The sequence below is a fragment of the Sphingomonas corticis genome, from assembly GCF_012035195.1.
GTDB lineage: Bacteria > Pseudomonadota > Alphaproteobacteria > Sphingomonadales > Sphingomonadaceae > Sphingomonas > Sphingomonas corticis.
Genome location: NZ_JAAVJH010000004.1, coordinates 355,179 through 380,423, shown reverse-complemented (window position 1 = coordinate 380,423; position 25,245 = coordinate 355,179). Strand labels below are relative to the sequence as shown.

The 25,245-nt window shown below is 69.7% G+C and carries 22 protein-coding genes; 14 read left to right on the top strand and 8 right to left on the bottom strand.

Going from position 1 to position 25,245, the window contains the following annotated elements; translation table 11 throughout:
* The first annotated feature begins 364 nt into the window (after positions 1-364).
* From hutI to HBH26_RS08990, 6 genes are read left to right on the top strand one after another with little or no spacing between them, the layout of a single operon-like run.
* Complete coding sequence (gene hutI, locus HBH26_RS09015; protein WP_168134247.1) at positions 365-1,555, top strand: imidazolonepropionase; 1,191 nt, start codon at positions 365-367, stop codon at positions 1,553-1,555.
* Positions 1,552-3,084, top strand: a complete 1,533-nt coding sequence (gene hutH / locus HBH26_RS09010; protein ID WP_168134246.1) for a histidine ammonia-lyase — start codon at positions 1,552-1,554, stop codon at positions 3,082-3,084. The genes hutI and hutH overlap by 4 nt, the downstream gene beginning before the upstream one ends.
* Entirely contained in the window at positions 3,081-3,866 is a 786-nt protein-coding gene (hutG, locus tag HBH26_RS09005) for an N-formylglutamate deformylase (RefSeq protein ID WP_168134245.1), read from the top strand. The genes hutH and hutG overlap by 4 nt, the downstream gene beginning before the upstream one ends.
* Positions 3,863-5,518 (top strand): urocanate hydratase, encoded by a 1,656-nt coding sequence (gene hutU, locus HBH26_RS09000; protein WP_168134244.1) that lies wholly within the window; start codon positions 3,863-3,865, stop codon positions 5,516-5,518. Before hutG ends, hutU begins: the two co-directional genes overlap by 4 nt.
* 53 nt (positions 5,519-5,571) lie before the next feature.
* Positions 5,572-6,045, top strand: a complete 474-nt coding sequence (locus tag HBH26_RS08995) for a vgr related protein (RefSeq protein WP_168134243.1) — start codon at positions 5,572-5,574, stop codon at positions 6,043-6,045.
* Positions 6,042-6,485 (top strand): hotdog fold thioesterase, encoded by a 444-nt coding sequence (locus tag HBH26_RS08990; RefSeq protein WP_168134242.1) that lies wholly within the window; start codon positions 6,042-6,044, stop codon positions 6,483-6,485. Before HBH26_RS08995 ends, HBH26_RS08990 begins: the two co-directional genes overlap by 4 nt.
* Positions 6,486-6,550: 65 nt before the next feature.
* Here HBH26_RS08990 and HBH26_RS08985 read toward each other — a convergent pair whose 3' ends face one another.
* The 3 genes from HBH26_RS08985 to pgi form a co-directional block, all read right to left on the bottom strand.
* Positions 6,551-7,225, bottom strand: coding sequence for a DMP19 family protein (locus HBH26_RS08985; protein ID WP_168134241.1), 675 nt, complete (start codon positions 7,223-7,225; stop codon positions 6,551-6,553).
* Between the two features lie 214 nt (positions 7,226-7,439).
* A complete protein-coding gene (gor, locus tag HBH26_RS08980; protein ID WP_168134240.1) occupies positions 7,440-8,789 on the bottom strand; it encodes a glutathione-disulfide reductase in 1,350 nt (449 codons plus the stop codon).
* A 102-nt stretch (positions 8,790-8,891) separates the two neighbouring features.
* Entirely contained in the window at positions 8,892-10,382 is a 1,491-nt protein-coding gene (gene pgi / locus HBH26_RS08975) for a glucose-6-phosphate isomerase (protein WP_168134279.1), read from the bottom strand.
* A 54-nt stretch (positions 10,383-10,436) separates the two neighbouring features.
* Here pgi and lepB point away from each other — a divergent pair, with 54 nt between their 5' ends.
* Together lepB and rnc are read left to right on the top strand one after the other, a co-directional pair.
* Entirely contained in the window at positions 10,437-11,249 is an 813-nt protein-coding gene (gene lepB, locus HBH26_RS08970; RefSeq protein WP_168134239.1) for a signal peptidase I, read from the top strand.
* 13 nt (positions 11,250-11,262) lie between these two features.
* Positions 11,263-11,955 carry a ribonuclease III gene (rnc, locus tag HBH26_RS08965; protein WP_168134238.1) on the top strand — a complete coding sequence of 231 codons (693 nt, stop codon included), beginning with the start codon at positions 11,263-11,265 and terminating at the stop codon, positions 11,953-11,955.
* Between the two features lie 133 nt (positions 11,956-12,088).
* Here the strand turns inward: rnc and HBH26_RS08960 are convergent, their stop codons facing one another.
* Entirely contained in the window at positions 12,089-12,526 is a 438-nt protein-coding gene (locus HBH26_RS08960; protein WP_168134237.1) for a copper chaperone PCu(A)C domain-containing protein, read from the bottom strand.
* 147 nt (positions 12,527-12,673) lie between these two features.
* Here HBH26_RS08960 and dnaK point away from each other — a divergent pair, with 147 nt between their 5' ends.
* The 3 genes from dnaK to era all read left to right on the top strand — a co-directional run bounded on the left by dnaK (position 12,674) and on the right by era (position 16,777).
* Complete coding sequence (dnaK, locus tag HBH26_RS08955; RefSeq protein ID WP_168134236.1) at positions 12,674-14,584, top strand: molecular chaperone DnaK; 1,911 nt, start codon at positions 12,674-12,676, stop codon at positions 14,582-14,584.
* 136 nt (positions 14,585-14,720) lie between these two features.
* Complete coding sequence (dnaJ, locus tag HBH26_RS08950; RefSeq protein WP_168134235.1) at positions 14,721-15,842, top strand: molecular chaperone DnaJ; 1,122 nt, start codon at positions 14,721-14,723, stop codon at positions 15,840-15,842.
* On the top strand, positions 15,839-16,777 hold the full coding sequence (gene era, locus HBH26_RS08945; protein WP_168134234.1) for a GTPase Era: 939 nt from the start codon (positions 15,839-15,841) through the stop codon (positions 16,775-16,777). Before dnaJ ends, era begins: the two co-directional genes overlap by 4 nt.
* Before the next feature lie 59 nt (positions 16,778-16,836).
* Here the strand turns inward: era and HBH26_RS08940 are convergent, their stop codons facing one another.
* Together HBH26_RS08940 and HBH26_RS08935 are read right to left on the bottom strand one after the other, a co-directional pair.
* Positions 16,837-17,712 carry a hypothetical protein gene (locus tag HBH26_RS08940; protein WP_168134233.1) on the bottom strand — a complete coding sequence of 292 codons (876 nt, stop codon included), beginning with the start codon at positions 17,710-17,712 and terminating at the stop codon, positions 16,837-16,839.
* Positions 17,713-17,798: 86 nt separating this feature from the next.
* Complete coding sequence (locus tag HBH26_RS08935; RefSeq protein WP_168134232.1) at positions 17,799-18,587, bottom strand: glycosyltransferase; 789 nt, start codon at positions 18,585-18,587, stop codon at positions 17,799-17,801.
* A gap of 53 nt (positions 18,588-18,640) precedes the next feature.
* Here HBH26_RS08935 and HBH26_RS08930 point away from each other — a divergent pair, with 53 nt between their 5' ends.
* Positions 18,641-19,705 carry a glycosyltransferase gene (locus HBH26_RS08930; protein WP_168134231.1) on the top strand — a complete coding sequence of 355 codons (1,065 nt, stop codon included), beginning with the start codon at positions 18,641-18,643 and terminating at the stop codon, positions 19,703-19,705.
* A complete protein-coding gene (locus tag HBH26_RS08925) occupies positions 19,705-20,469 on the top strand; it encodes a glycosyltransferase family 2 protein (protein ID WP_239024687.1) in 765 nt (254 codons plus the stop codon). The genes HBH26_RS08930 and HBH26_RS08925 overlap by 1 nt, the downstream gene beginning before the upstream one ends.
* 254 nt (positions 20,470-20,723) lie before the next feature.
* On the opposite strand, the gene HBH26_RS08920 is transcribed toward HBH26_RS08925, so the two are convergent.
* Entirely contained in the window at positions 20,724-21,800 is a 1,077-nt protein-coding gene (locus HBH26_RS08920) for an NAD-dependent epimerase/dehydratase family protein (protein ID WP_168134229.1), read from the bottom strand.
* Between the two features lie 115 nt (positions 21,801-21,915).
* Here HBH26_RS08920 and clpB point away from each other — a divergent pair, with 115 nt between their 5' ends.
* A complete protein-coding gene (clpB, locus tag HBH26_RS08915) occupies positions 21,916-24,495 on the top strand; it encodes an ATP-dependent chaperone ClpB (protein ID WP_168134228.1) in 2,580 nt (859 codons plus the stop codon).
* Here clpB and HBH26_RS08910 read toward each other — a convergent pair.
* The gene (locus HBH26_RS08910) at positions 24,492-25,214 is read right to left on the bottom strand and encodes a 2OG-Fe(II) oxygenase (RefSeq protein ID WP_168134227.1); all 723 of its coding nucleotides are present in this window, start codon (positions 25,212-25,214) and stop codon (positions 24,492-24,494) included. The genes clpB and HBH26_RS08910 overlap by 4 nt on opposite strands.
* Positions 25,215-25,245 lie beyond the last annotated feature (31 nt).

Sequence of the window (25,245 nt, the reverse complement as noted above, 5' to 3'; positions counted from 1 at the left end):
TGCGAGAAACGGCCTGGCTTTAACGATCCATACGACGCCTCGATAACGCCACACAGACCGGCCAAACCGCCGCCCACATGTCCCTTCATCAATTCAACAATGTCAAAGAGCCAGAAAAACCGACGCCGTGTCGCAATCCCTCTTTCAAGAGATCGCTCCGGCGCCGAGGCTTTCCGATCACCGTGGCGAGAACCGTTCGGTCCGTCGCTGCGGTGACGCCCATCTATGAGTCGAATCATCGGGGGTCAAGCGCCCATTGCACTTTTTTTGCAATCGGCCGGGGAACTGCGGCGTGGAGCCTGCGACCGGGCGACTGGACACCGCCACCCGCACCTGCTTTTGTATAGACATAACGGAGGACAGCATGGCGGACCGGCTCTGGCGCAACGTGCGGCTCGCGACGATGACCGGCGACGGGCTGGGCATCGTTAAGGACGGTGCGCTCGCCGCGCGCGACGGCGTCATCACCTATGCCGGCCCCGCGGTTGACGCCCCCGCGGCGGGCGAGACGATCGACGGCGGCGGGCGCTGGATCACGCCAGGGTTGATCGACTGCCACACCCACCTGGTCCACGGCGGCCATCGCGCGGGCGAGTTCGCGCAGCGGCTGGAGGGCGCCGGCTACGAGGAGATCGCGCGCGCCGGCGGCGGCATCGTCTCCACCATGCACGCCACTCGCGCCGCGGACGAGGAGACGCTCGTCGCGGGCGCCCTCCCCCGGCTCGATGCGCTGATCGCGGAGGGCGTCACGACGGTGGAGGTGAAGTCGGGCTACGGCCTGTCGCTCGCGCACGAGGAAAAGATGCTGCGCGCGGCGCGGCGCCTCGCCGCAGAGCGCGACGTGCGCGTCGCCACCACCTTCCTCGGCGCGCACGCGCTGCCGCCCGACCGGACCGGCGATGGCGACGGCTATATCGACGAGGTCTGCGACACGATGATCCCCGCGATCGCCGCGCAGGGACTGGCGGACGCAGTGGACGCCTTCTGCGAGGGGATCGGCTTCTCGCCCGCGCAGACCGGTCGCGTGTTCGACGCCGCGCGCCGCCACGGCCTGGCGGTGAAGCTCCACGCCGAGCAGCTCTCCGCGCTGGGCGGGGCCGGCCTCGCCGCGCGCCACGGCGCGCTCTCCGCCGACCATCTCGAACACGCCACGGTTGCGGACGTCGCCGCCATGGCCGCGGCGGGGACGGTGGCGGTGCTGCTGCCGGGCGCCTTCTACTTCATGCGGGAGACGCAGCTGCCGCCGGTCGCCGCCCTGCGCGCCGCCGGCGTGCGGATCGCGCTGGCGACCGACTGCAATCCCGGCACGTCGCCGCTCACCTCTCCGCTGCTGGTGCTGAACATGGCGGCCACGCTGTTCCGCCTGACGGTGACGGAGGCGCTGCGAGGCTTGACCGTCAACGCCGCGCACGCGCTGGGCCTGGCCGACACCATCGGCACGCTGGAGCCGGGAAAGGCGTGCGATCTGGCGATCTGGTCGATCGATGACCCGGCGGAGCTGGTCTATCGCATCGGCTTCAACCCCCTCCACCAACGCGTCAGGAACGGACGATGATGATCTCCCCCGGCCGGCTGGCCTACGCCGACTGGCGCGACATCTACAGGGGCGCGGCGCCGCGGCTCGACCCGACCTGCGCGGCGGCGATCGCGCGCGGGGCCGACGCGGTGGCGCGGATCGTGGCGAAGGGAGAACCGGTCTACGGCATCAACACCGGGTTCGGGAAACTGGCGAGCGTGCGGATCGAGGCCGCCGATCTCGCCACGCTCCAGCGCAACATCGTGCTCAGCCACGCCGCCGGCGTCGGGGAGGCGATGCCGGTGCCGGTCGCGCGGCTGATGATGGCGCTGAAGCTCGCCAGCCTGGCGCACGGCGCGTCGGGCGTGCGCGCGGGGACGGTCGCGCTGCTGGAGGCGATGCTGGCGCGCGGGCTGACCCCGGTCGTGCCCGCGCAGGGCTCCGTCGGCGCCAGCGGCGACCTCGCCCCGCTGGCGCACATGACGGCGGCGATGCTGGGTGTCGGCGAGATCCTGGTCGACGGCGTTCCCCGCCCCGCGGCGCGCGCGCTGGCCGACGCGGGGCTCGCGCCGCTCGTGCTGGGGCCGAAGGAGGGGCTGGCGCTGCTCAACGGCACGCAGTTCAGCACCGCCTACGCGCTGGCCGCGCTGTTCGAGGCGGAGCGGCTGTATCGCAGCGCACTCGTCACCGGCATCTTCTCGACCGAGGCGGCGAAGGGATCGGACGCGCCGTTCGACCCGCGCATCCACGCGCTGCGCGGGCATCGCGGGCAGATCGACACCGCCGATGCGCTGCGCCGGATGATGGAGGGCTCGGCAATTCGCGCCAGCCACCGAGAGGACGACGTGCGCGTGCAGGATCCCTATTGCCTGCGCTGCCAGCCGCAGGTGATGGGCGCGGTGCTGGACCTGCTGCGTCAGGCCGCGTCGACGCTGGTGACGGAGGCGAACGGCGTCAGCGACAATCCGCTGGTGTTCGCCGGCGCCGGCGGTGCCGCCGACGAGGCGCTGTCCGGCGGCAATTTCCACGCCGAGCCGGTCGCCTTCGCCGCCGACATGATCGCGCTGGCGCTGTGCGAGATCGGCAGCCTGTCGGAACGGCGCGTGGCGATGCTGGTCGATCCCGCGCTGTCGGGCCTTCCCGCCTTCCTGACGCCGCGCCCGGGCCTCAACTCCGGCTTCATGATCCCGCAGGTGACCGCCGCCGCGCTGGTCAGCGAGAACAAGCAGCGTGCCTATCCCGCCTCCGTCGACTCCATCCCCACTTCCGCCAATCAGGAGGATCACGTCTCCATGGCGGCGCACGGCGCGCGGCGGCTGATGGCGATGGCGGCGAACGTGGACGCGGTGCTCGGCATCGAGCTGCTCGCCGCGGCGCAGGGCTGCGACTTTCACGCGCCGCTGACGTCGAGCGCCACCGTGGAGGCGGTCCGCGCGCGACTGCGGCAGGAGGTGCCGACACTGGGCGACGACCGGCACATGGCGCCCGACATGGCCGCCGCCACGTCGCTGGTGGCGGATGGCACGCTGGTCGGCCTGGCCGGCTCGCTTCCGGGCATCGAGCCATGATCCGCGTCCGTCGCGCCGACACGCCGCTGATCCTCGCCTTCCCGCACGGCGGCACCGACCTGATGGGGATCGACGGGCTCGTCTCCCCCTGGCTCGCGCGTCGCGACGCCGACTGGCATATCGAGGCGCTGTATGAGGGCCTCGCCGAAGCGACCACGATCGCGACGCCCGTGTCGCGGGCGGTGATCGACGTGAACCGCGACCCCTCCGGCGCGTCGCTCTACCCCGGCCAGGCGACGACGGAGCTCTGCCCCTCCACCACCTTCGACGGCGATCCGCTCTACGTCACCACCGCGCCCGACCCCGCGGAGATCGCGCGGCGGCGCGCGGCGTATTTCGATCCCTATCACGCCGCGCTCGCCGCCGAGATCGCGCGGCTGCGCGCGCGGCACGACCGCGTCGTCGTCTACGACTGCCACTCGATCCGCAGCCGCATCCCGCGGCTGTTCCACGGCGCCCTGCCGGAGCTGAACATCGGCACCAACGGTGGCGAGACCTGCGCGCCGGCGCTGCGCGACGCGGTGGGGGCGGTCGCCGCCGCGTCGCACCGCGGCTTCGTGCTCGACGGGCGCTTCCGCGGCGGCTGGACGACGCGCCACTACGGCCGGCCGGGCGACGGCGTCCACGCGATCCAGATGGAACTCGCCCTGCGCACCTATCTGCCGGAGCCTGCGCAGCCGACGCCCGACGACTGGCCGCCCGCCTACGACCCCGCCCATGCCGCGCCACTGCGCGCGACGCTGGCCGCCATTCTCGCTGCCTGCCTGGAGTTTGCCGCATGACCCGCCGCGACCCGTCCCGCGTCATCCGTCCCGCCACCGGCACCGCCCGTTCGGCGAAGAGCTGGCAGACCGAGGCGGCGCTGCGCATGCTGATGAACAACCTGCATCCGGACGTCGCGGAAAACCCGGCGGAGCTGGTCGTCTACGGCGGGATCGGCCGCGCCGCGCGCGACTGGGAGAGCTACGACCGGATCGTCGAGACGCTGCGCCGGCTGGAGGACGACGAGACGCTGCTGATCCAGTCGGGCAAGCCGGTCGGCGTGTTCCGCACGCACGCCGACGCGCCGCGTGTGCTGCTCGCCAATTCGAACCTCGTGCCGCGCTGGGCGACATGGGAACATTTCGACGCGCTCGATCGCCAGGGCCTCGCGATGTACGGTCAGATGACCGCGGGGTCGTGGATCTACATCGGCACGCAGGGCATCGTGCAGGGAACGTACGAGACCTTCGTCGAGATGGGACGGCGGCATTACGGCGGCGACCTGTCGGGTCGCTGGCTGCTGACCGCCGGGCTCGGCGGCATGGGGGGCGCGCAGCCGCTGGCGGCGGTGATGGCGGGTGCCTCGTGCCTGGCGATCGAGTGCCAGCCCTCGCGCATCGAGATGCGGCTGCGCACCGGCTATCTCGACCGCGCCACGGAAAGCCTGGACGAGGCGCTGGCGATCGTCACCGGCGCGAGCGAACCCGTGTCGGTCGGCCTGCTCGGCAACGCTGCCGAAGTGCTGCCGGAAATGCTGCGGCGCGGCGTGCGGTCCGACCTGCTGACCGACCAGACCAGCGCGCACGATCCCGTGAACGGCTACCTTCCCGCCGGCTGGACGGTCGAGCGCTGGAACGCCGCGCGCGAACAGGACCCCGCCGGCGTCGCCGCCGCCGCCAAACAGTCGATGGCGCGCCACGTCGAGGCGATGCTCGCCTTTCAGGCCGCGGGCGTTCCCACGGTCGATTACGGCAACAACATCCGTCAGGTCGCGAAGGATGCCGGCGTCGAGAACGCCTTCGCCTTCCCCGGCTTCGTCCCCGCCTATATCCGCCCGCTGTTCTGCCGCGGCGTCGGCCCATTCCGCTGGGCCGCGCTGTCGGGCGATCCGGAAGACATCTTCAGGACCGACGCGAAGGTGAAGGAACTGCTGCCGCACGACGCGCACCTCCACCGCTGGCTCGACATGGCCCGCGAGCGGATCCGGTTTCAGGGGCTGCCGGCGCGGATCTGCTGGGTGGGGCTGGGCGATCGCCACCGCCTGGGCCTCGCCTTCAACGAGATGGTCGCGTCGGGCGAGCTGAAGGCGCCGGTGGTGATCGGGCGCGACCACCTCGATTCGGGCTCGGTCGCCAGCCCCAATCGCGAGACCGAGGCGATGCGCGACGGCAGCGACGCGGTGAGCGACTGGCCGCTGCTGAACGCCCTCCTCAACACCGCAAGCGGCGCCACCTGGGTGTCGCTGCACCACGGCGGCGGGGTCGGCATGGGCTACTCGCAGCACGCCGGCATGGTGATCGTGGCGGACGGCACCGCGCAGGCGGCACGCCGGCTCGAGCGCGTGCTGTGGAACGATCCCGCGACCGGCGTGATGCGCCACGCCGACGCGGGTTACGCGGACGCGATCGCCTGCGCGCGGGAAAAGGGATTGGACTTGCCCGCGATCCTCTGATCCCACGTGCTCTCGCGAGACGGGTTGCGTCGTCCTCTTCCTTTCGCGATGGCATGTCGATGGCCGAAGACCGCCCCCTCACCCCCGGCGAGATCGCGCTGGCGCGATCCGTGTACGGCGACGCGATCGACTATGCGCCGGTGCGGATCGCGCAGCGCAAATGGGCCTTCTTCCAGCCGCGCGACACGGTGATGGCGCCGCGCGGCACGATCCACTTCCACCCGCGCGGGACGCTGTGCCGGGACGATTTCTGCACCGCGCCGCACGACCTCAAGGGCCTCTTCATCCACGAGATGTGCCACGTCTGGCAGCATCAGCAGGGCATCTGCCTGCCGCTCGCGCGCCATCCCTTCTGCCGCTATTCCTACACGCTGAAGCCCGGCTGGCCGCTGAAGCGCTATGGCCTGGAACAGCAGGCGGAGATCGTGCGCCACGCCTTCCTGCTCCGCGCCGGGCACCGCGTGCCGGGTGCGCCGGACGTGGCGCAGTACGACAGCATCCTTCCGTTCACCGGAGTACGCGCATGATCTGGTTCGGCGACACCCTTCCCGACCTCGCCCGCGCCAATGCCTTCGGCGAAGGGAGCATGCCCGGCTTCCTGGGCATCGAGTTCGTGGAGGCGGGCGAGGACTGGCTGCGCGCGCGCATGCCGGTGACGGAGCGGACGAAGCAGCCCTACGGCCGGCTGCACGGCGGCGCCTCTGTCGCGCTCGCCGAAACGGTGGGCTCGGTCGCGGGCGCGATGACGGTCGACCCGGCGAAGTTCGCCGCCGTCGGGCTGGAGATCAACGCCAACCACGTGCGCCCCGCAGGCGACGGCTTCGTCTATGCCACCGCCCGGCCGGAGGCGCGCGGACGCACGACGCAGGTGTGGTCGATCCGCATCGAGGACGAGGCGGGAAAGCTCGTCTGCATCTCGCGCTTCACGCTGGCGATCATCGCGGTGGATCGTGGCGCGGTGGGGTGAGCAGACGTGCGCCTTTGCGATTGGGATCAAGTATCGGGAAGCCAGATGCGGGAGGTCGGCCGTAGTTAGCGGCGCCAGAGCTTCTGGATCAGGGCCATCATCGACCCGTGATGTTCAGCGTGACGGCGTCTCTCGCGTGCAGCCATGCGGGCTGCGCGCAATGGAGGCTCGGGAACGATGTGCCGCAACCAATCGGTGTTGGCCGGGCCATCCGCACCACCAACAACGACCCAATTTTGCTGCAAAACCCAGTCATGAAGATGATCTAGAAGCTTGCCCTCGCTTATCTCCAACTCCGCAAACGATTCATCGAGATCGTAGAATATAGCTTTCACATCCTGGTTGTTGCCGCTGGCATAAAGGTCATGAAGACGATGTTCATTTGTGTTTGCGACCTCTATAAAGTGATCGATCAGCTTGCCATGCTGGCCCAGCCCAATCCGGCCTAGAAGTTCTGATACGTTCCGCAACGCGGTTAGATCGCCATCCCTGTTCTCATAATATTGAGCATGTCCGCCATTGGCGCGCTCGCCATGATAAGCCCATAGCGCGGCAAACTGCATGGCGTCGGGCGGAAGCTCGTTCTCATCCCAGCCACGTTCAAGCGCTTCTTCGATGAAGTAACCGAGCCAAAGGCAAGCCTCGCTCGGATCGGGGGAGCGTGCCTCGTGCCTGGTGATGGTCAGGTGTGCGATCCGGCAATCGGACATGCTTGGTATCCGGGCGATTTTTCGGATCACTCCCTGCCATGTCGAATGGGGACATACCACTTGGCCGATCATGGTATTGCAACCGGCGCCGGCATCATTCCCGAAAACGAACCGGAAGCAGGCAATTGTCCATGCCAGTTGCCGTGACGGCCACCCGCAGGTTCCACGTTCCCGAAACCTGTTCCCGCTCCGCGTTTCCCGAAATCGACGATGCCATCGGGAAAACGGGAAAGCTCCCGCCCCCTTATTTCAGCAGCACCAGCTCCTCCGCCATCGTCGGGTGGAGCGCCACCGTCGCATCGAACTGCGCCTTGGTCAGCCCGGCCTTCACCGCCACCGCCGCGGCCTGGATGATCTCCGGCACATCCGGCCCGATCATGTGGATGCCGACCACGCGGTCGGTCTCCCCGTCGCACACCATCTTGTAAAGCGCGCGCTCATCGCGGTTCGCGAGCACGTTCTTCATCGGGCGGAAGTCGCTGGAATAGACCTTCACCGATCCCAGCTTCTGCCGCGCCTCCGTCTCCGTCATGCCGACGCCGGCGAGCGGCGGGTGGCTGAAGACGGCCGAGGGGACACAGTCGTAGTCGACCTTGGTCGGCTTGCCGCCGAAATGCGTGTCGGCGAACGCCTGCCCCTCGCGGATCGCGATCGGCGTCAGCTGGATGCGGTTCGTCACGTCGCCCACCGCATAGATCGACGCGCAGGTGGAGCGATTGTCCTCGTCCACGACCACCGCGCCCTTGTCGTCCAGCTCGACCCCGGCGCTCTCCAGCCCCAGTCCGTCGGTGTTGGGCCGCCGCCCGGTGGCGAACATGACGAGGTCGACCGTCACCGGCTCGTGGCCGGACATGCTGACCTTCAGGCAGCCGTCCTCCTGCTTCTCGATCCCCTCGAACGTGGCGTCGAAGCGGAATTCCAGCCCCTTCATCATGCTGATCTGCAACAATCGGTCGCGGATCTGGAGGTCGTAGCCGCGCAGGATCTCCTTCGTGCGGTTCATGAGGATCACGTGCGCGCCCAACTGATGGAAGATGCCGGCGAACTCGTTGGCGATGTATCCCGCGCCCGCGATCAGGATGCGCTTGGGAATGGCGTCCAGGTGGAAGGCCTCGTTGCTGGTGATGCCGTGCTCGTGCCCGGGACATTCGGGAACGGCGGGATGGGCGCCGACGGCGATCAGGATCTTCGCCGCGGTCTTCTTCGTGCCATCCGCCAGCGTCACCTCGTTGGGGCCGGACACGGTGGCGCGTTGCAGGATGATCTCCGCGCCCGAATTCTCGATCGTCGTCGTATAGGCCGTGTTGATGCGGTCCACCTCGGCCAGCACGTTCTGCTGGAGGCACTTCCAGTCGAACTCACATTCGGACGGCACCTGCCAGCCGAAGCGGCGCGCGTCCTTGAGGTCCTCGGCGAAATGCGCGCCGTAGACGAGCAGCTTCTTCGGTACGCAGCCGCGGATGACGCAGGTGCCGCCAACGCGATACTCCTCCGCCACCGCCACGCGCGCGCCATGCGCCGCCGCCACCCGCGCCGCACGCGTGCCGCCGGAGCCGGCGCCGATGACGAAGAGGTCGTAGTCGAAATCGCTCATTTCTCGTCACCCCGGACGTGTTCCGGGGTCCACCTCTCCCCGACCAGGCGCACCTTGCGGCGCGGTGGATGCCGGGACACGCCCGGCATGACAGAAGTCGGGCTACGCCAGCCCGGCCCGCGCGATCAGGTCCGTGGTCGAGGGGTCGAAGTCCCCGCCCCCCTTCGCCGCGGCCTTGGCCATCTCCTTGCCCAGCTCGACGCCGAACTGGTCGAACGAGTTAATGCCCAGCAGCACGCCGCTGACGAACACGCGATGTTCGTAGAAGGCGATCAGCGCGCCCAGCGTGCGCGCATCCAGCCGGTCGAGGAGCAGCGTCGAGGACGGCCGGTCGCCGGGGTAGCTGCGCGCCGGATCGTCCGCCTGCTTGCCCTTCATCAGCGCGGCGCCCTGCGCGAAGGCGTTGAGCAGCAGCTGGCGGTGATGCTCGGGATCGAGCGCGTCGCCCGCCTCGATCACGGCGAGGAACTCGACCGGCACCAGGTGCGTGCCCTGGTGGAGCAGCTGGAACACCGCGTGCTGCGCGTCCGTGCCGACCCCGCCCCAGGTGATCGGCGCGGTGGGCCGGCCGACCGGCTGGCCGTCGATCGTCACGCCCTTGCCGTTCGATTCCATCTCCAGCTGTTGCAGGTAGCTCGGCAGCAGCCGCAGCCGCTCGTCATAGGCGAAGGGAGCGCGCGTCTCGCACCTGCGGACCTGCGTGTAATAGAGGTCGGCGAACGCGGCGAGTGCCGGCGCGTTCTCGTGCAATGCGGACAGGCGGAAGTGGCGGTCCATCTCCGCCGCGCCTTCGAGAAGCTCCTCGAACTGGTCCCAGCCCAGCTTCACCGCGGCGGGAAAGCCGATCGCCGACCACAACGAATAGCGTCCGCCCACCCCCTCGCCGAAGCCGAGCACGCGCGTCTCGTCCACGCCCCATTCCACCGCCTTGTCGGGCGCGGCGGTCAGCGCGATGACGCGGCCGTAGGGGTCCTCCACCCCGGCGTCCTGCATCCAGGCGATGACGCTGTCGGCGTTCATCATCGTTTCGGTCGTCGTGAACGTCTTCGACGCGACCACCAGCAGCGTCGTGGCGGGATCGAAGCGGTCGAACACGTCCTGCAACGCCATGCCGTCCACGTTGGAGACGATCGCGACGTCGTAGCGGTCGCTCTCGCGGCCGAGCGCGTCGACCAGCAGGTGCGGGCCGAGCGCGGAGCCGCCGATGCCGACGTGCAGGATCGAGCGGACCGGGCCGAACGCCTCCGCCTCGATGGCGTCGATCACCGCGCGCATCCGCGCGTGCTGCATGCCCGCACGCTGGACGCTCTCCGTCTTGCCCTCGCCGCGCTCGGCGGTGTGCTCGACCGGGCGGTCCTCGGTCGTGTTGATGTTCTTGCCGCCGAACATCGCCTCGCGCCGGCCGGCGAGGTCGGCCTCCTTCGCCAGCGCCTCGAACGCGGCGATGGCGTCGCCGGTCAGGTGCGTCTTCGACCAGTCGAAGTGGATGCCGGCCACGTCCAGCGACAGCCGCGCCAGCCGCCCCTCGTCGGCGGCGAACAGCGCCTCCAGCCGTTCCTTGGGCAGCGCCTCGATCCTCGACCAGTCGGCCATCTCGTTCGTCTCCTGCTTGACGGCGCCTGCGCGCTCGCGCAACGCGCGAACCCCATGGCCACCACCGACGCCCCCGGCAAGCAAAAGAGCGAGACGGCCGAAACGATCCGCTTCTTCCTGAAGTTCGCGCTGATCGTCTTCGTCCTGCGCTCCTTCATCTTCTCGCCCTTCTCGATCCCCAGCGAATCGATGCTGCCGCGGCTGCTGATCGGCGACTATCTGTTCATCTCGAAGTGGAACTACGGCTATTCGCGCTGGTCGCTGCCGTGGGGGCTGCCGCTGATCCCGGGACGCATCCTGCCGCGCGACCCGGCGCGGGGCGACACTGTGGTCTTCCGGTCGATGGAGCCCGACGACCACGACGTCATCAAGCGGATCATCGGCCTGCCCGGCGACACCGTGCAGATGCGAGACGGGCAGCTGTTCCTGAACGGCAAGGCCATTCCGAAGCAGCGCGTCGCCGACTTCATCGTGCCGATCACGCCCAATTTCCCGGTGGAGAAGTGCGGCACCCCGTTCCAGGCGCTGGACGCGCAGCAGCAGCCGATCTGCCGCTACCCGCGCTTCCGCGAAACGCTGCCGAACGGCAAGTCGTACGAGGTGCTCGACCAGCAGAACATCCCCGTCGCGGACGATACGGAAGTGTACCAGGTGCCCGCCGGTCACGTCTTCCTGATGGGCGACAACAGGGACGACAGCGCCGACAGCCGCTTCGCCCCGCCGCAGGGCATGGGATTCATCCCGATGGAGCGCATCCAGGGCAAGGCGATCGTCACCTTCTGGTCCACCGACGGATCGGCCGAGTGGATCAAGCCGTGGACGTGGGTGACGGCGGCGCGCTGGGACCGGCTGGGCCAGGGGTTCTGAGGGGATTGCGCTCTTGAGCGACATCGCCGCCTGGGTGGAGCGCGTCACGGGCCACGCCCCGCTCGACCCCGCCCGGTTCGAGCGCGCGCTGACGCATTCCAGCCGCGAGGGCGCCAGCTACGAGCGGCTGGAGTTCCTGGGTGATCGCGTCCTCGGCCTCGCCATGGCGGAATGGCTGTTCGAGACGTTTCCCGACGAGCCCGAGGGCAGCCTGTCGAAGCGCTTCAACGCGCTGGTGACGGGCGCGGTCTGCGCCGAGGTGGCGCGCGAGATCGGCGCGGACGCGCACCTGCGCCTCGGCAAGCAGGCGCGCGACGACGGCGCGGCGCAGAGCGACAACGTGCTGGGCGACGTGGTGGAGGCGCTGCTGGGCGCGATCTATCAGGAGGCCGGGCTGGACGCGGCCCGCGCGCTGGTGCGGCGCTGGTGGAAGGACAAGCTCCACGCCGACGCGCGCGCGCCGCAGCATCCCAAGTCGGCGTTGCAGGAATGGGCGGCGGCCAACCGGCGCGCGGTGCCCGCCTATGCCGTGGTCGACCGCTCCGGCCCCGGCCACGCCCCGCGCTTCACCGTGGCCGTCACGATCGGTCCGGACGCGGCGCAGGCCGAGGGCACGAGCAAGCAGGAGGCGGAGACCGCGGCGGCGGCGGCGCTGCTGGCGGACCTGTCGAGCCGCGAGAAGCCGAGGAAGAAGCGGCGGCGCTGATCTATCCTCCCGGCACGGGGAGGGGACCGCGACGCGAAGCGGCGTGGTGGCGGGGGATCTCCACGCAGCGCATCGCCTGCGGCTATCCCCCTCTACCAGCTTCGCTGGTCCCCCTCCCGTGCCGGGAAGGATATTATTCCGGCCCCGCCTCCCCCGCGCTCACCACCTTCGCCGGCACCTCCACCGCGCGACCATCTCCGAAGCGGAACGTCATCGTCAGCGTCGCGCCCGGCTTCACCGACCCGGGCACGCCGAACAGCATCGCGTGATAGCCGCCGGGCTTGAACGCCACCGTGCCGCCCGCGGGGACCGGCACGCTCGCCACCGCGTCCATCGCCATCATGCCGTTCGCCGTCGCGCGGCTCTCGTGCAGCTCGACCCGCGCCACACCCGCGGCGGCGACCTGCGCCAGCGTCGCCGCCTTCGCGCCGCCGTGGAGCGTGAAATAGCCCGCCGCCGGCCGTTCCGGCACCGCCGCCAGCCGCACCCAGGCATCGCTGACCGAGGGCTCCGCCCCGCCCGAGCATCCCGCGAGCAGCAGCGCCGCCGCCACCATCGAACCCACCTTCACGCGATCGCCTCCCGCCGTGGAACAAACCTCGTGCGCCGTAATCTTGCGGGGCGGGGCACGCCACCTATATCGCCACCGTCAACGCGGTTGCGCTGCCGTAACGGGGCGCACACCGGTCAATTCACGTAGGGGCTAGGCAAAGCACTCATGGCAAAAGTTATCGGTATCGACCTCGGCACCACCAACAGCTGCGTCTCGGTCATGGAGGGCGGCAAGCCCAAGGTGATCGAGAATGCCGAGGGCGCGCGCACGACGCCGTCGATCGTCGCCTTCGCCAAGGATGGCGAGCGGCTGGTCGGCCAGCCGGCGAAGCGCCAGGCCGTCACCAACGGCGACAACACCATCTTCGCGGTGAAGCGCCTGATCGGCCGCCGCTTCGACGATCCCATCACCAAGAAGGATACCGAGCTCGTCCCCTATCACATCGTGAAGGGGCAGAATGGCGACGCCTGGGTGCAGGCGGGCGGCAAGGATTACTCGCCCTCGCAGATCAGCGCCTTCACGCTTCAGAAGATGAAGGAGACCGCCGAGTCCTACCTCGGCGAGACGGTGACGCAGGCGGTCATCACCGTGCCGGCGTACTTCAACGACGCGCAGCGCCAGGCGACCAAGGACGCCGGCCAGATCGCGGGGCTGGAGGTGCTGCGCATCATCAACGAGCCGACGGCGGCGGCGCTGGCCTATGGCCTGGAGAAGCAGGACGGCAAGACGATCGCGGTCTACGACCTGGGCGGCGGCACGTTCGACGTGTCGATCCTGGAGATCGGCGACGGCGTCTTCGAGGTGAAGGCGACCAACGGCGATACCTTCCTGGGCGGTGAGGACTTCGACAACAAGCTGGTCGAATATCTCGCCGAGGGCTTCAAGAAGGACGAGGGCATCGACCTCGCCAAGGACAAGCTGGCGCTTCAGCGGCTGAAGGAAGCCGCGGAGAAGGCGAAGATCGAGCTGTCGTCGGCGGCCTCGACCGAGGTCAACCTGCCCTTCATCACCGCGGACCAGAACGGGCCGAAGCACCTGGTCAAGTCGATCAGCCGCGCCGACCTCGAGAAGCTGGTCGAGCCGCTGATCCAGCGCACGATCGAGCCGATGAAGAAGGCGCTGGCGGATGCGGGCGTGAAGACCGCGGACATCAGCGAAGTCGTCCTCGTCGGCGGCATGACGCGCATGCCCAAGGTGCGCGAGGCGGTGAAGAACTTCTTCGGCAAGGACCCACACACGGGCGTGAACCCGGACGAGGTCGTCGCCATGGGCGCGGCGATCCAGGCGGGCGTGCTGCAGGGCGACGTGAAGGACGTGCTGCTGCTGGACGTGACCCCGCTGTCGCTGGGCATCGAGACGCTGGGCGGCGTGTTCACCCGGATGATCGACCGCAACACGACCATTCCGACGAAGAAGTCGCAGACCTACTCGACTGCCGAGGACAACCAGGGCGCGGTGACGATCCGCGTGTTCCAGGGCGAGCGCGAGATGGCGGCGGACAACAAGATGCTGGGGCAGTTCGACCTGGTCGGCATCCCGCCCGCGCCCCGCGGCGTGCCGCAGATCGAGGTCACGTTCGACATCGACGCCAACGGCATCGTCAACGTCAGCGCGAAGGACAAGGGCACCGGCAAGGAGCAGCAGATCCGCATCCAGGCGTCCGGCGGCCTGTCCGACAGCGACATCGAGCAGATGGTGCAGGACGCGGAGAAGTTCGCCGAGGAGGACAAGAAGCGCCGCGCGGGCGCCGAGGCGAAGAACAACGCGGAATCGCTGATCCACACCACCGAGCGCCAGCTGGCCGACAACGGTGACAAGGTGGACGACGCGCTGAAGGGCGAGATCCAGTCGGCGATCGACGCTGCCAAGGCGGCGGTCGAGGGCGGCGATCCCGAGGCGATGAACGAGAAGAGCCAGGCGCTGGCGCAGGTCGCGATGAAGCTCGGTCAGGCGATCTACGAGAAGCAGGCGCAGACCGACGCCTCGCCGGCGGGCGACGCCGGTGCGGAGCCGAAGAAGGACGACGACGTGGTCGACGCGGAATTCTCCGAGGTCGACGACAACCAGAAGGCGTAAGCTCGCCGGAGTAATGTGAAATGACCTTCCCCCGTCATACCGGCGAATGCCGGTATCCAGAGCCAAGGGCGTGCTCGCTCGTGGCCCTGGACCCCGGCCTCCGCCGGGGTGACGGTCGGGACGGCGGGGGCGTACGATGACCGAAGTCGATTACTACGAACTGCTCGAATGCGAGCGCACCGCGGATGCGGGGACGATCAAGTCGTCCTATCGCAAGCTCGCGATGAAATACCATCCGGACAAGAACGCCGGCTGCAAGGACAGCGAGGCCAAGTTCAAGGCGGTCAGCGAGGCCTATGACTGTCTGAAGGACCCGCAGAAGCGCGCCGCCTACGACCGCTTCGGCCACGCTGCCTTCAGGAACGGCGGCGGTGGTGCCGGGGCGCAGGACTTTGGCGGCTTCTCCGACATCTTCGAGAGCGTGTTCGGCGAGTTCATGGGCGGCGGCCGCGGCGGCGGCGGGCGGCAGCAGGTGCGCCGCGGCGCGGACCTGCGCTACGACATGGAGATCACGCTGGAGGAGGCGTATCACGGGAAGGAGACGGAGATCACCGTCGACATCTCCGCCCCGTGCGACGGCTGCCAGGGCACCGGCGCGCGCCCCGGCACGCACGCGCACGCCTGCACCACCTGCAACGGCCACGGCAAGGTGCGCGCGCAGCAGGGCTTCTTCGTCGTCGAGCGGGCATGCCCGCACTGCCACGGGTCGGGCCAGGTCATCTCGGACCCGTGCCCCGACTGCCGCGGCGAGGGCCGGGTCGAGAAGACGAAGACGCTGGCCGTCAACGTGCCGCCCGGCGTGGACGAGGGCACGCGCGTGCGCCTGACCGGCGAGGGCGAGGCGGGCGCGCGCGGCGCCCCGCCGGGCGACCTCTACATCTTCCTCCACGTCAAGCGGCACGCGCTGTTCGAGCGCGAGGGCACGACGCTGTTCGCGCGCGCGCCCGTCAGCTTCACCACCGCGGCGCTGGGCGGGACGCTGTCGATTCCGGGCCTCGACGGCAAGCGGCACGAGGTGAAGATCCCCGCAGGCATCCAGTCTGGCAAGCAGCTGAAGCAGCGCGGCGCGGGGATGCCGGTGCTGCAGGGCCGCGGCTACGGCGACCTCGTCATCCAGGTGGAAGTGGAGACGCCGACGAAGCTGACGACGAAGCAGCGCGCCTTGCTGGAGGAGTTCCGCGAGACGGAAACGGGCGAGGAATGCCCGCAGTCGCAGGGGTTCTTCTCGCGGCTGAAAACAGCGTTCGCCGGGGAATGAGCCGCGTCGAAAACGCTTCGGCGGCTCAACCTTCTCAACATTCGGCCACGCGCTGCGGCCTCGTCGCGGTCGTGGGCGCGCCTAATGCGGGCAAGTCCACGTTGGTCAACGCGCTGGTCGGGCAGAAGGTCGCGATCGTCAGTCCCAAGGCGCAGACGACGCGCGCCAAGCTGCTGGGCGTCGCGATCCAGGACGACGTGCAGCTGCTGCTGGTCGATACGCCCGGCATCTTCGATCCGCGCCGCCGGCTTGATCGCGCGATGGTGGCGGCGGCCTGGGGCGGGACGGAGGGGGCGGACGTGCTCGCCTTCGTGGTCGACGCCAAGGGCGGGCTGCCGCCCAAGGTGATCGAGATCGCCGAGACGCTGAAGGATCGCCGCGAGCCGGTCTATCTGATCCTCAACAAGGTGGATGTCGCCGACAAGCCCAAGCTGCTGCTCCACGCCGAGCGGCTGAACGCCATCGCGCCCTTCGCCGAGACCTTCTTCGTCTCGGCGACCACCGGCGACGGCGTGGCCGAGCTGAAGAACGCCCTGGCCGCCGCGATGCCGGCAGGTCCGTGGCTTTATCCCGAGGACCAGGTTTCCGACGCGACCGAGCGCGCGCTGGCGGCGGAGGTGACGCGCGAGCAGCTCTACCTCCAGCTCCACGCCGAGCTGCCCTATGCCAGCGTGGTCGAGACGGAGAAGTTCGAGGATCGCGAGGACGGATCGGCGGAAATCCACCAGCAGATCCTGGTCGAGCGCCCGACGCAGCGCGCGATCGTGCTGGGCAAGGGCGGCGCGCGGATCAGGGATATCGGCGCACGCGCCCGCGCGGAACTGGCGGCGCTGTGGGGGCGTCCGGTCCACCTGTACCTCCACGTGAAGGTGAAGCCCGGCTGGGACGAGGACCGCGGAGTCTATCGCGACATCGGCCTCGACTGGGTGGATTGAGCGGGCGGCAGGGATTGGTCCCCGCCCGTTCGCCCTGAGCGAAGCACGACTATGGTGCCTCACGGCACGCCCGCGATCTTCTCCCCGTCGTCCTCCGGCTCCCCCTCCCCCACCGGAGGCTTGGGCAGCAGCGCGGTGATGACGAAGAAGGCCAGGTTCATCCCCTGCGTCAGCGCGCCGCCCGCCAGCAGCAGCCCCGCCATCGCCGCGCGCGGCCCCGCAATCGTGTTGCTCATCTCCAGCCCGGCGGACAGGAACAGGAGGTCGCGGTTGGGCACGATCGGCAGACGGGAGATCACCATCTGCGCGGTCAGGAAGACGAGCCAGGTGCTCCACCGCTCCGCCGGCAGCACCACCGCCCATTGCGTCGCCTGCAACAGCACGACCAGCGCGATCCGCGCGACGTGGATGCCCAGCACGCCCCAGGCGGTGCCGGCGGGCAAGGTGATGAGCCGCTTGCGGAGTCGGAACAGCAGCGGCAGCACGAACGCGGCGCCCAGCCCGCCCGCGATCAGCAGCGCCGGACCGGGGTGCAGCCAATGCGCGATCTGACGCGCGTGCCCGCCCGCGGCGAACGCCACCAGCAGCCCGGCGGTGACGAGGCCCGAGGCCACCGCGGAGAGGATCGCATTGTCCTTCAGCGCCAGCAGCACGGGCTTCGTCGCCAGCTTCAGCCGGTTCTTCAGCCACAAGAGGAACACGAGCTCGCCCGAATAGCCGACCAGCGCCGAATTGTAGACGCGCTTCTGGATCAGCACGGGAAAGGCGCCGGGCAGCGGACGGCGCAGGATCCAGCGGAAGACGATCGTCTCCGACGCGGGAAGGACGAGGAAGTTGACGAAGAACAGGATGTAGAACAGCGGCTCCACCGGCAGCGATGAGGCAACCTCGCGCCAGCCGATCGCACGCACCTTCAGCACCAGCCACAGCACCATGGTGGCAAGGAACAGCCAGCGTGCGGCCTTGCCCAGCCGCTTCGCCGCCGGCGTGCCCGCCCAGTCGCGCAGGCGATCGACGTGGCTCAGAACAGCCCCAGCATCCGCGAATGCGCCACGTACGCGTCGAACGAGGCGCGCTGGCGCGGCGACAGGCGGAAGGCGGAATAGCCCGCCTCGCGACCGATCATCCGGCGCACGCGCCACTCGACCACGTCCTGCGGACGCAGCGCGACGCGCTTCTCGAAATGGTCGCGATCCCATGTATTCTGCCCGTGGAAGCAGCGGATCAGCAGCCCCGCGTCGTCCACGTCCATCAGGACGCTGCCCAGCCGCACGAAATGGTCGCGGTAGGTCGAATCCTCTCCCTTGCGCTCGCGCGGGTAGCGGATGTCGTCCCGGCGGCGGTGCAGGATCGTGCTGGGCGCGCCGCCCTTGAAATAGCCCACGTACGGCCGGTCGATCCACGCCGGATCGTCCATGTGCATCAGCGCGGCGGGCATCCACGCCGCGGCCTTGTCGCCGATCGCCGCCATCTGCCGCGAGAGCCGCTCGGGATCGAACCAATCGTCGTCGTCCCAATGCGACATCAGCTGCCCGCGCGCGATGTCGAGCGACAGGTTGCGCAGCTCGCCGAGCGTCGTCGCCGGGTTCTTCGGCAAACGGTGGTGGATGACGCGGTCAGGGGGGATGGCCGCCAGGATCGGCGCGTAATCCTCCTCGCCGTCGTCGACGATCACCAGCTCGCGGTTGGGGTAGCGCTGCGCGAGGAAGCAGTCGACCGACCGCTCGGCCAGGCGCTTCCGGTTGGCCGTGACCATCAGGCAGGAGATGCGCGGACCGTCGTCGGCGAAGGGGGCGGGAGTGGGTTTCACGCGGCTCGACCTAGGCAGCGGGGGGGAGCGCTGGTATCCGGCCGCCGCCTGCCATGACCCGCATCGTCGTCGTCCTCTCCTATCCGACCTATCATTCGGTCGCCGATCCCGCGGAATGGCTGCGCTGGGACAACCGCGACCGCCGGATGCCGGCGCTGTTATCGGCGATGGGCGCGGATGTCGAGTTGTGGGGGGTGGCGCGCGAGGCGGCGGAGCATGTCTCTCCGGCGGGCGTCGGCGCGCCGTATCGCATCCGGCTGTTCGCGCAGGACGGCGGCGGCGCCAAGTCGCGCGATCACTGGAGCGACGCGATGGTCGCGGCGGCGAAGGCGGACCCGGCCGACCTGTTCGTCATGATCGGCAGCAACGGCGGCGCGGGCTATCGCCTGTTCGACCGCGTGCTGGAGCCGGATCGCCGCCGCTTCGCCGTGGTCATCGGCGGCGACTATTGGAGCCGGCTGGTGCCCCGCGCGCAGCTGGTGCTGACCGAATGCGCGATGCAGGAGACGCGGCTGGTGAACCCGGCGCCGCGCTTCTGGCGGCGCGCGATCGACCCGGCGCGGATCGAGCGACTGCCCAAGTCGATCGACACCGGGCTGTTCGCGCCGCTCTCCGCGATCGCGCGGTGGGACGTCCTCTCCGTCAGCCGGCTGACGCGGTACAAAAGCTTCACCGAGGTGGGCACGCTGGCGGTGGACCACCGCGTCGCGGTGGCGGGCGGCGGGCCGGACCACGCGACTCTGGCGGCGCGCTATCCGGAGATCGAGTGGCTGGGGCATCAGCGCAACGCCGACGTGCCGACGCTGCTCGCCGCGTCGCAGCTGTTCTTCCACGCCGGGCGCCGCGACTGGTTCCCGCGCGCGATCGTGGAGGCGATGGCGTGCGCGCGGCCGGTGGTCGCCTTCGCCGACCGCATCGGCGCGGACGTGCTGCCCGCCGATTGCGGCCTGCGCGTCACCGAGCGCAGTTACCGCCGCGACGTGGCGGCGCTGCTGGCCGATCCGGCGCGGCTGGCGGCGATGGGCGCGGCGGCGCGCGCCCACGCGGTGGCGACGCACGGCCTCACATCCAGCGAGCCGGCGTGCCGGCGGCTGCTCGCGCTGGCGGAGGTGGCGTGATGCGGTGGACCGTCGTCATCGCCTATTACAACGAGGAGGCGTTCCTCGCCGCGACGCTGGACAGCCTGGCCGCGCAGACGGTCGGGCGATTCCGGCTGGTGTTGGTGGACAACGGGTCGACCGACGCGTCGCCGCGGATCGCGCGGCGGGCGATGCCGGGCGTGCACGTCGTCCACCTGTCGGAAGCGCGGCCGGGCAAGATCTTCGCGCTGGAGGCGGCGATGGCGTCGATCGAGACCGAGCTGGTCGCGTTCGGCGATGCCGACACCTTCTACCCGCCGCACTACCTCGCCACCGCCGAGGCCGCGCTGGAGCGCCCCGGCGTGGTCGCGGCGATGGCGACCGACGTGCCGGAGGATGCCGGAAAGGCGCGACGCAAGCGGCGGCACAACCGGATCGTCAGCCGGCTGTGGCCGAAGCAGACGCACACCGGCGGGTTCGGCCAGACGTTCCGCACCGCGGCGCTGAAGGCCGCGGGCGGCTATGCGCACCGCTTCTGGCCCTACGTGCTGATGGACCACGAGATCATGGAGCGCGTGCTGAGACAGGGGCGAGCGGTCTACCCCTACGACCTGTGGTGCATTCCCTCCCCGCGCCGGTCGGACCGCCGCCGCGTGCGCTGGACGCGGGTGGAGCGGCTGCTGTACCATTTCACGCCATCGGCGGCGAAGGGCTGGTACTTCCACCGCTTCCTCGGCCCGCGGCTGGCGCGGCGCAACGCGACGCACCTGAACCTTCGCGAGAAGACGTGGGAGAAGGGATGAGTTCGCGCGAAGACGCTAAGCCGCGAAGAAGAAGGTAGAAGATTTGTTCGCGCGGAGGCGCGGAGGCGCGGAGATCTTGCGCTGGCTGCAATGCCCCGGCTGGCAGCAGCCATTCACCCGCGGCAGCCGCGATCGTAAAAGCCTCGCTGACGCGGGACGGGACAAACAGGCGAGCCCTCTCTGCGCCTCCGCGCCTCCGCGCGAACAAATCTTCTTCTCTTCGCGTCTTCGCGGCTCAGCGTCTTCGCGCGAACCTATAGAACCTCCGGCATCACCCCCCGCGCCAGCCGCCCCTCCGCATAGGCGAGCGCCCGGGCGATGCCGTCGTCCAACGGGATCGTCTGCCGCCAGCCCAGTTCGGTCACGATCCGCGTCGGGTCGCAATAGCGCTCCGCCACGCCCACCGGCTTGCCCTCGGTTCCCAGCACGTCGGCACGGTAGCCCGCCACTCGCACCATGCTCGCAGCGAGGTCGAGGAAGCGCGTCGCCTCGCCGGTGCCGATGTTGAACGCGCGGCCGTCGCTGACGCCGCGGCACACCAGCAGGCAGGCGTCGCAGGCGTCGTCGATGTGGACGAAGTCCCGCGTCTGATATCCCGACCCGTAGACGCGGACCGGATCGTGCCGCGCCGCCACGCGCAGCGCGATCGCCGGAAAGGGATAGACGATATCCTGGTCCTCGCCATAGCCGCTGAACGGTCGCACCACGCCGACGCTCAGCCCGTATTTCTCGTGCGCGATGCGGCCGAGATACTCGCCGGTCAGCTTGCTCCAGCCGTAGGTATAGTCGGGCAGGCCGAGCCGCTTGTCGAACGAGATGTCCTCCTCGCGCAGCGCGCGGCTCTCTCCCGCTTCCTGCAGGTCGATCGGATAGGCGGCGGAGGAGGAGGCGTAGAGGATGCGGTCCGGCCGGGCGACCTTCGCCGACCAGAGGAAGAACGTGCTGTCGATCGCCAGGTCGATGCCGACGGCGAGCGGATCGTTGTCGATCACGTTGCGCCCCCCGACGACCGACGCGAGGTGATAGACTTCCGCGAAGGCGGGCAGCCGCGGCAGGCCGAGCGAGGGCGTCATTCCCAGTTCCGCCTGCGCGACCGCGATGAAGTCGGCGTGGACGAAGCGCACCTCGGCATCGAACCCGTCGACCCGGTACAGCGCGACGCCGCCATCCTCGCCCGCGGGCACCAGCCGCGGCACTTCCCAGTCGGCAGGCGCCTTGCCGGTCGACAGGTCGTCGACGATCCAGATCGTCCAGCCCCCTTCCGCCGCCAGCTTCGCGACGAGGTGCCGGCCGACGAAGCCGCATCCCCCGGTGACCAGAACCTGCTTCATGCCTCACTCCTTGCGAAGGTGCGGGTGCCAGCCTAGCTCTTCGCGTGCAAGCACCACCCCCTTGTGTTGCTTTCGCGCAACACCATCTGACACCCAAGCACAACAGGGACACCAGATGAACCTCGAGAAATTCACCGACCGCGCCAAGGGCTTCCTCCAGTCGGCGCAGACCGTCGCCATCCGCATGAGCCACCAGCAGATCGCGCCCGAGCATCTGCTGAAGGCGCTGCTGGAGGACGAGCAGGGCATGGCCTCCGGCCTCATCACCGCCGCGGGCGGCGATCCGAAGCGTGCGCTGGCGGAGACCGATGCGGCGCTGGCGAAGATCCCGGCCGTGTCGGGATCGGGCGCGCAGAACCAGCCCGGCCTGTCCGCGGATGCGGTGCGCGTGCTCGACCAGGCGGAGCAGATCGCGACGCGCGCGGGCGACAGCTACGTCACGGTCGAGCGCCTGCTGGTGGCGCTCGCGCTGTCGCTCAACACCGCGGCGGGCAAGGCGCTGAAGGCGGCGAATGCGACGCCCGAGGCGCTGAACGCCGCGATCGTCAGCTTGCGCGGCGGGCGCACCGCCGACACCGCCAGCGCGGAGGACCGCTACGATGCGCTCAAGAAGTTCGCGCGCGACCTGACGCAGGCGGCACGCGACGGCAAGCTCGACCCCGTGATCGGCCGGGACGAGGAGATCCGCCGCACGATCCAGGTGCTGGCGCGCCGCACGAAGAACAATCCGGTCCTGATCGGCGAACCCGGCGTCGGCAAGACTGCGATCGCGGAAGGGCTCAGCTTGCGCATCGCCAACGGCGACGTGCCCGATGGCCTGAAGGACAAGACGCTGATGGCGCTCGACATGGGCGCGCTGATCGCGGGCGCCAAATATCGTGGCGAGTTCGAGGAGCGGCTGAAGGGCGTCATCGACGAGGTGAAGGCGGCCGAGGGCGATGTCATCCTGTTCATCGACGAGATGCACACGCTGATCGGTGCGGGAAAGAGCGACGGCGCGATGGACGCGTCGAACCTGCTGAAGCCCGCGCTCGCCCGCGGCGAGCTGCACTGCGTCGGCGCGACCACGCTCGACGAATATCGCAAGTACGTGGAGAAGGACCCCGCGCTCCAGCGGCGCTTCCAGCCCGTGTTCGTCGGCGAGCCGACCGTGGAAGACACGATCTCGATCCTGCGCGGGCTGAAGGAGAAGTACGAGCTGCACCACGGCGTGCGCATCACCGATGGCGCGCTCGTGTCCGCGGCGACGCTGTCGAACCGCTACATCACCGACCGCTTCCTGCCCGACAAGGCGATCGACCTGATGGACGAGGCCGCCAGCCGGATCCGGATGGAGGTGGAGAGCAAGCCCGAGGAGATCGAGACGCTGGATCGGCGCATTCTGCGCCTCAAGATCGAGCGCGAGGGGCTGAAGCGCGAGACCGATGCCGCCAGCGTCGACCGGCTGGAGACGCTGGAGGGCGAGCTTGCGAACCTGGAGCAGCAGTCGGCCGAGCTGACGACGCGCTGGCAGGCGGAGAAGGACAAGATCGCGGGCGAGGCGAAGCTGAAGGAACAGCTGGACGCCGCGCGGCTGGAGCTGGAGCAGGCGCAGCGACAGGGCGACCTCGCCAAGGCGGGCGAGCTGTCCTACGGTCGCATCCCCGCGCTGGAGCGCGAGCTGGCCGAGGCGCAGGGCGCGACCGCCGGCGCGATGCTGCGCGAGGAGGTGACCAGCGACGACATCGCCGGCGTCGTCAGCCGCTGGACCGGCGTGCCGGTCGACCGGATGCTGGAAGGCGAGCGCGAGAAGCTGCTGAAGATGGAGGAGGTGCTGGGCAAGCGCGTGATCGGACAGGCCGACGCGGTCCGCGCCGTCTCCACCGCCGTGCGCCGCGCGCGCGCGGGATTGCAGGACCCGAACCGGCCACTGGGCAGCTTCCTGTTCCTCGGCCCCACCGGCGTCGGCAAGACCGAGCTGACCAAGGCCCTGGCCGAGTTCCTGTTCGACGATGCGAACGCCATGGTCCGCATCGACATGAGCGAGTTCATGGAGAAGCACGCCGTCGCGCGGCTGATCGGCGCGCCGCCGGGCTACGTCGGCTACGAGGAAGGCGGCGTGCTGACCGAGGCGGTGCGGCGGCGGCCCTACCAGGTCGTGCTGTTCGACGAGGTGGAGAAGGCGCACGGCGACGTGTTCAACGTGCTGCTCCAGGTGCTGGACGACGGCCGGCTGACCGACGGGCAGGGCCGCACGGTCGACTTCTCGAACACGCTCATCATCCTGACGTCGAACCTCGGCTCGCAATATCTCGCGAACCTGGACGAGGGGCAGGACGTGGAGGCGGTCGAGCCGCAGGTGATGGACGTGGTGCGCGCGCATTTCCGGCCCGAGTTCCTCAACCGGCTGGACGAGGTGATCCTGTTCCACCGGCTGGGCCAGGCGCACATGGGGCCGATCGTCGACATCCAGGTGGCCCGCGTCGGCCGCCTGCTGGCGGACCGCAAGGTGACGCTGGACCTGACCGACGCCGCGCGCGCGTGGCTCGGACGGGTGGGCTACGATCCCGTCTACGGCGCCCGCCCGCTGAAGCGTGCCGTACAGCGCTACCTGCAGGATCCGCTGGCCGAGCTGATCCTGCGCGGCGAGGTGAAGGACGGCGCCGCCGTGCACGTGGACGAGGATGACGGGAAGCTGTCGCTGCGCGTCGGCTAGCGCGCGCGGAGCCACCCGGTGACGGAGTAGCGGCGGTACGCGGCGGCGCGCGTGACCTCGGTCACGCTGTGCCGCTGCGGCACGCGGAACAGGTTGAGCGTGCCGAGCGCGGGCACGAACCCGTCGGCGATCCGCCGGCCGTCGTGGAAGAGCAGCAGGCCGCCCCACTCCGTCCGCCACACCGGCGTGAGGCCCAGCACATAGGCGGCGTGGCGCTTCTTCCCCGTGACCGCATCGTCGTGGCCGGTCAGGAAGTCGCCGGGCGAGAAGGCCGTGGCCTGCGCGTCGGCGAAGTCGATCCGCGCTTCCCCCGTGACCGTCCGCAGGAAATCGCGCGCGTCGCCTTCGGACAGGAAGCGCGCCAGCGCGGCGAGCGGATCGTCGCTGCCGCGCCGCGCCTCGGCGACGTCGGGTACGCGGATCGCCTCGTAGCGGAACTGGAAGCCGTCGCGCGCGCCGGCATAGACCGCTTGGTCGAGCGCCTCGCGCTGCGCCGCGGCCATGCCGGCGCGGACCTCGCGCGACAGCTCGAACAGCTTGTCGCCCGAATTGACCACCTGCACCCAGTCCCCACGCCCGCGCAGCATCGCATGCCAGGCGTCCGCCACCTCGGGCGGGAGGAAGTCGGCGATCTGCACGCGGCCGTCGATGGCGAAGCGCCGCGCCAGCGCGGTTGCATCCAGCGCGGGGTTGAGGGAAAGAGGCGGAAGCGTCGACATCCTCCCGCGCTAGGCCCGTGCCGGCGCCGCA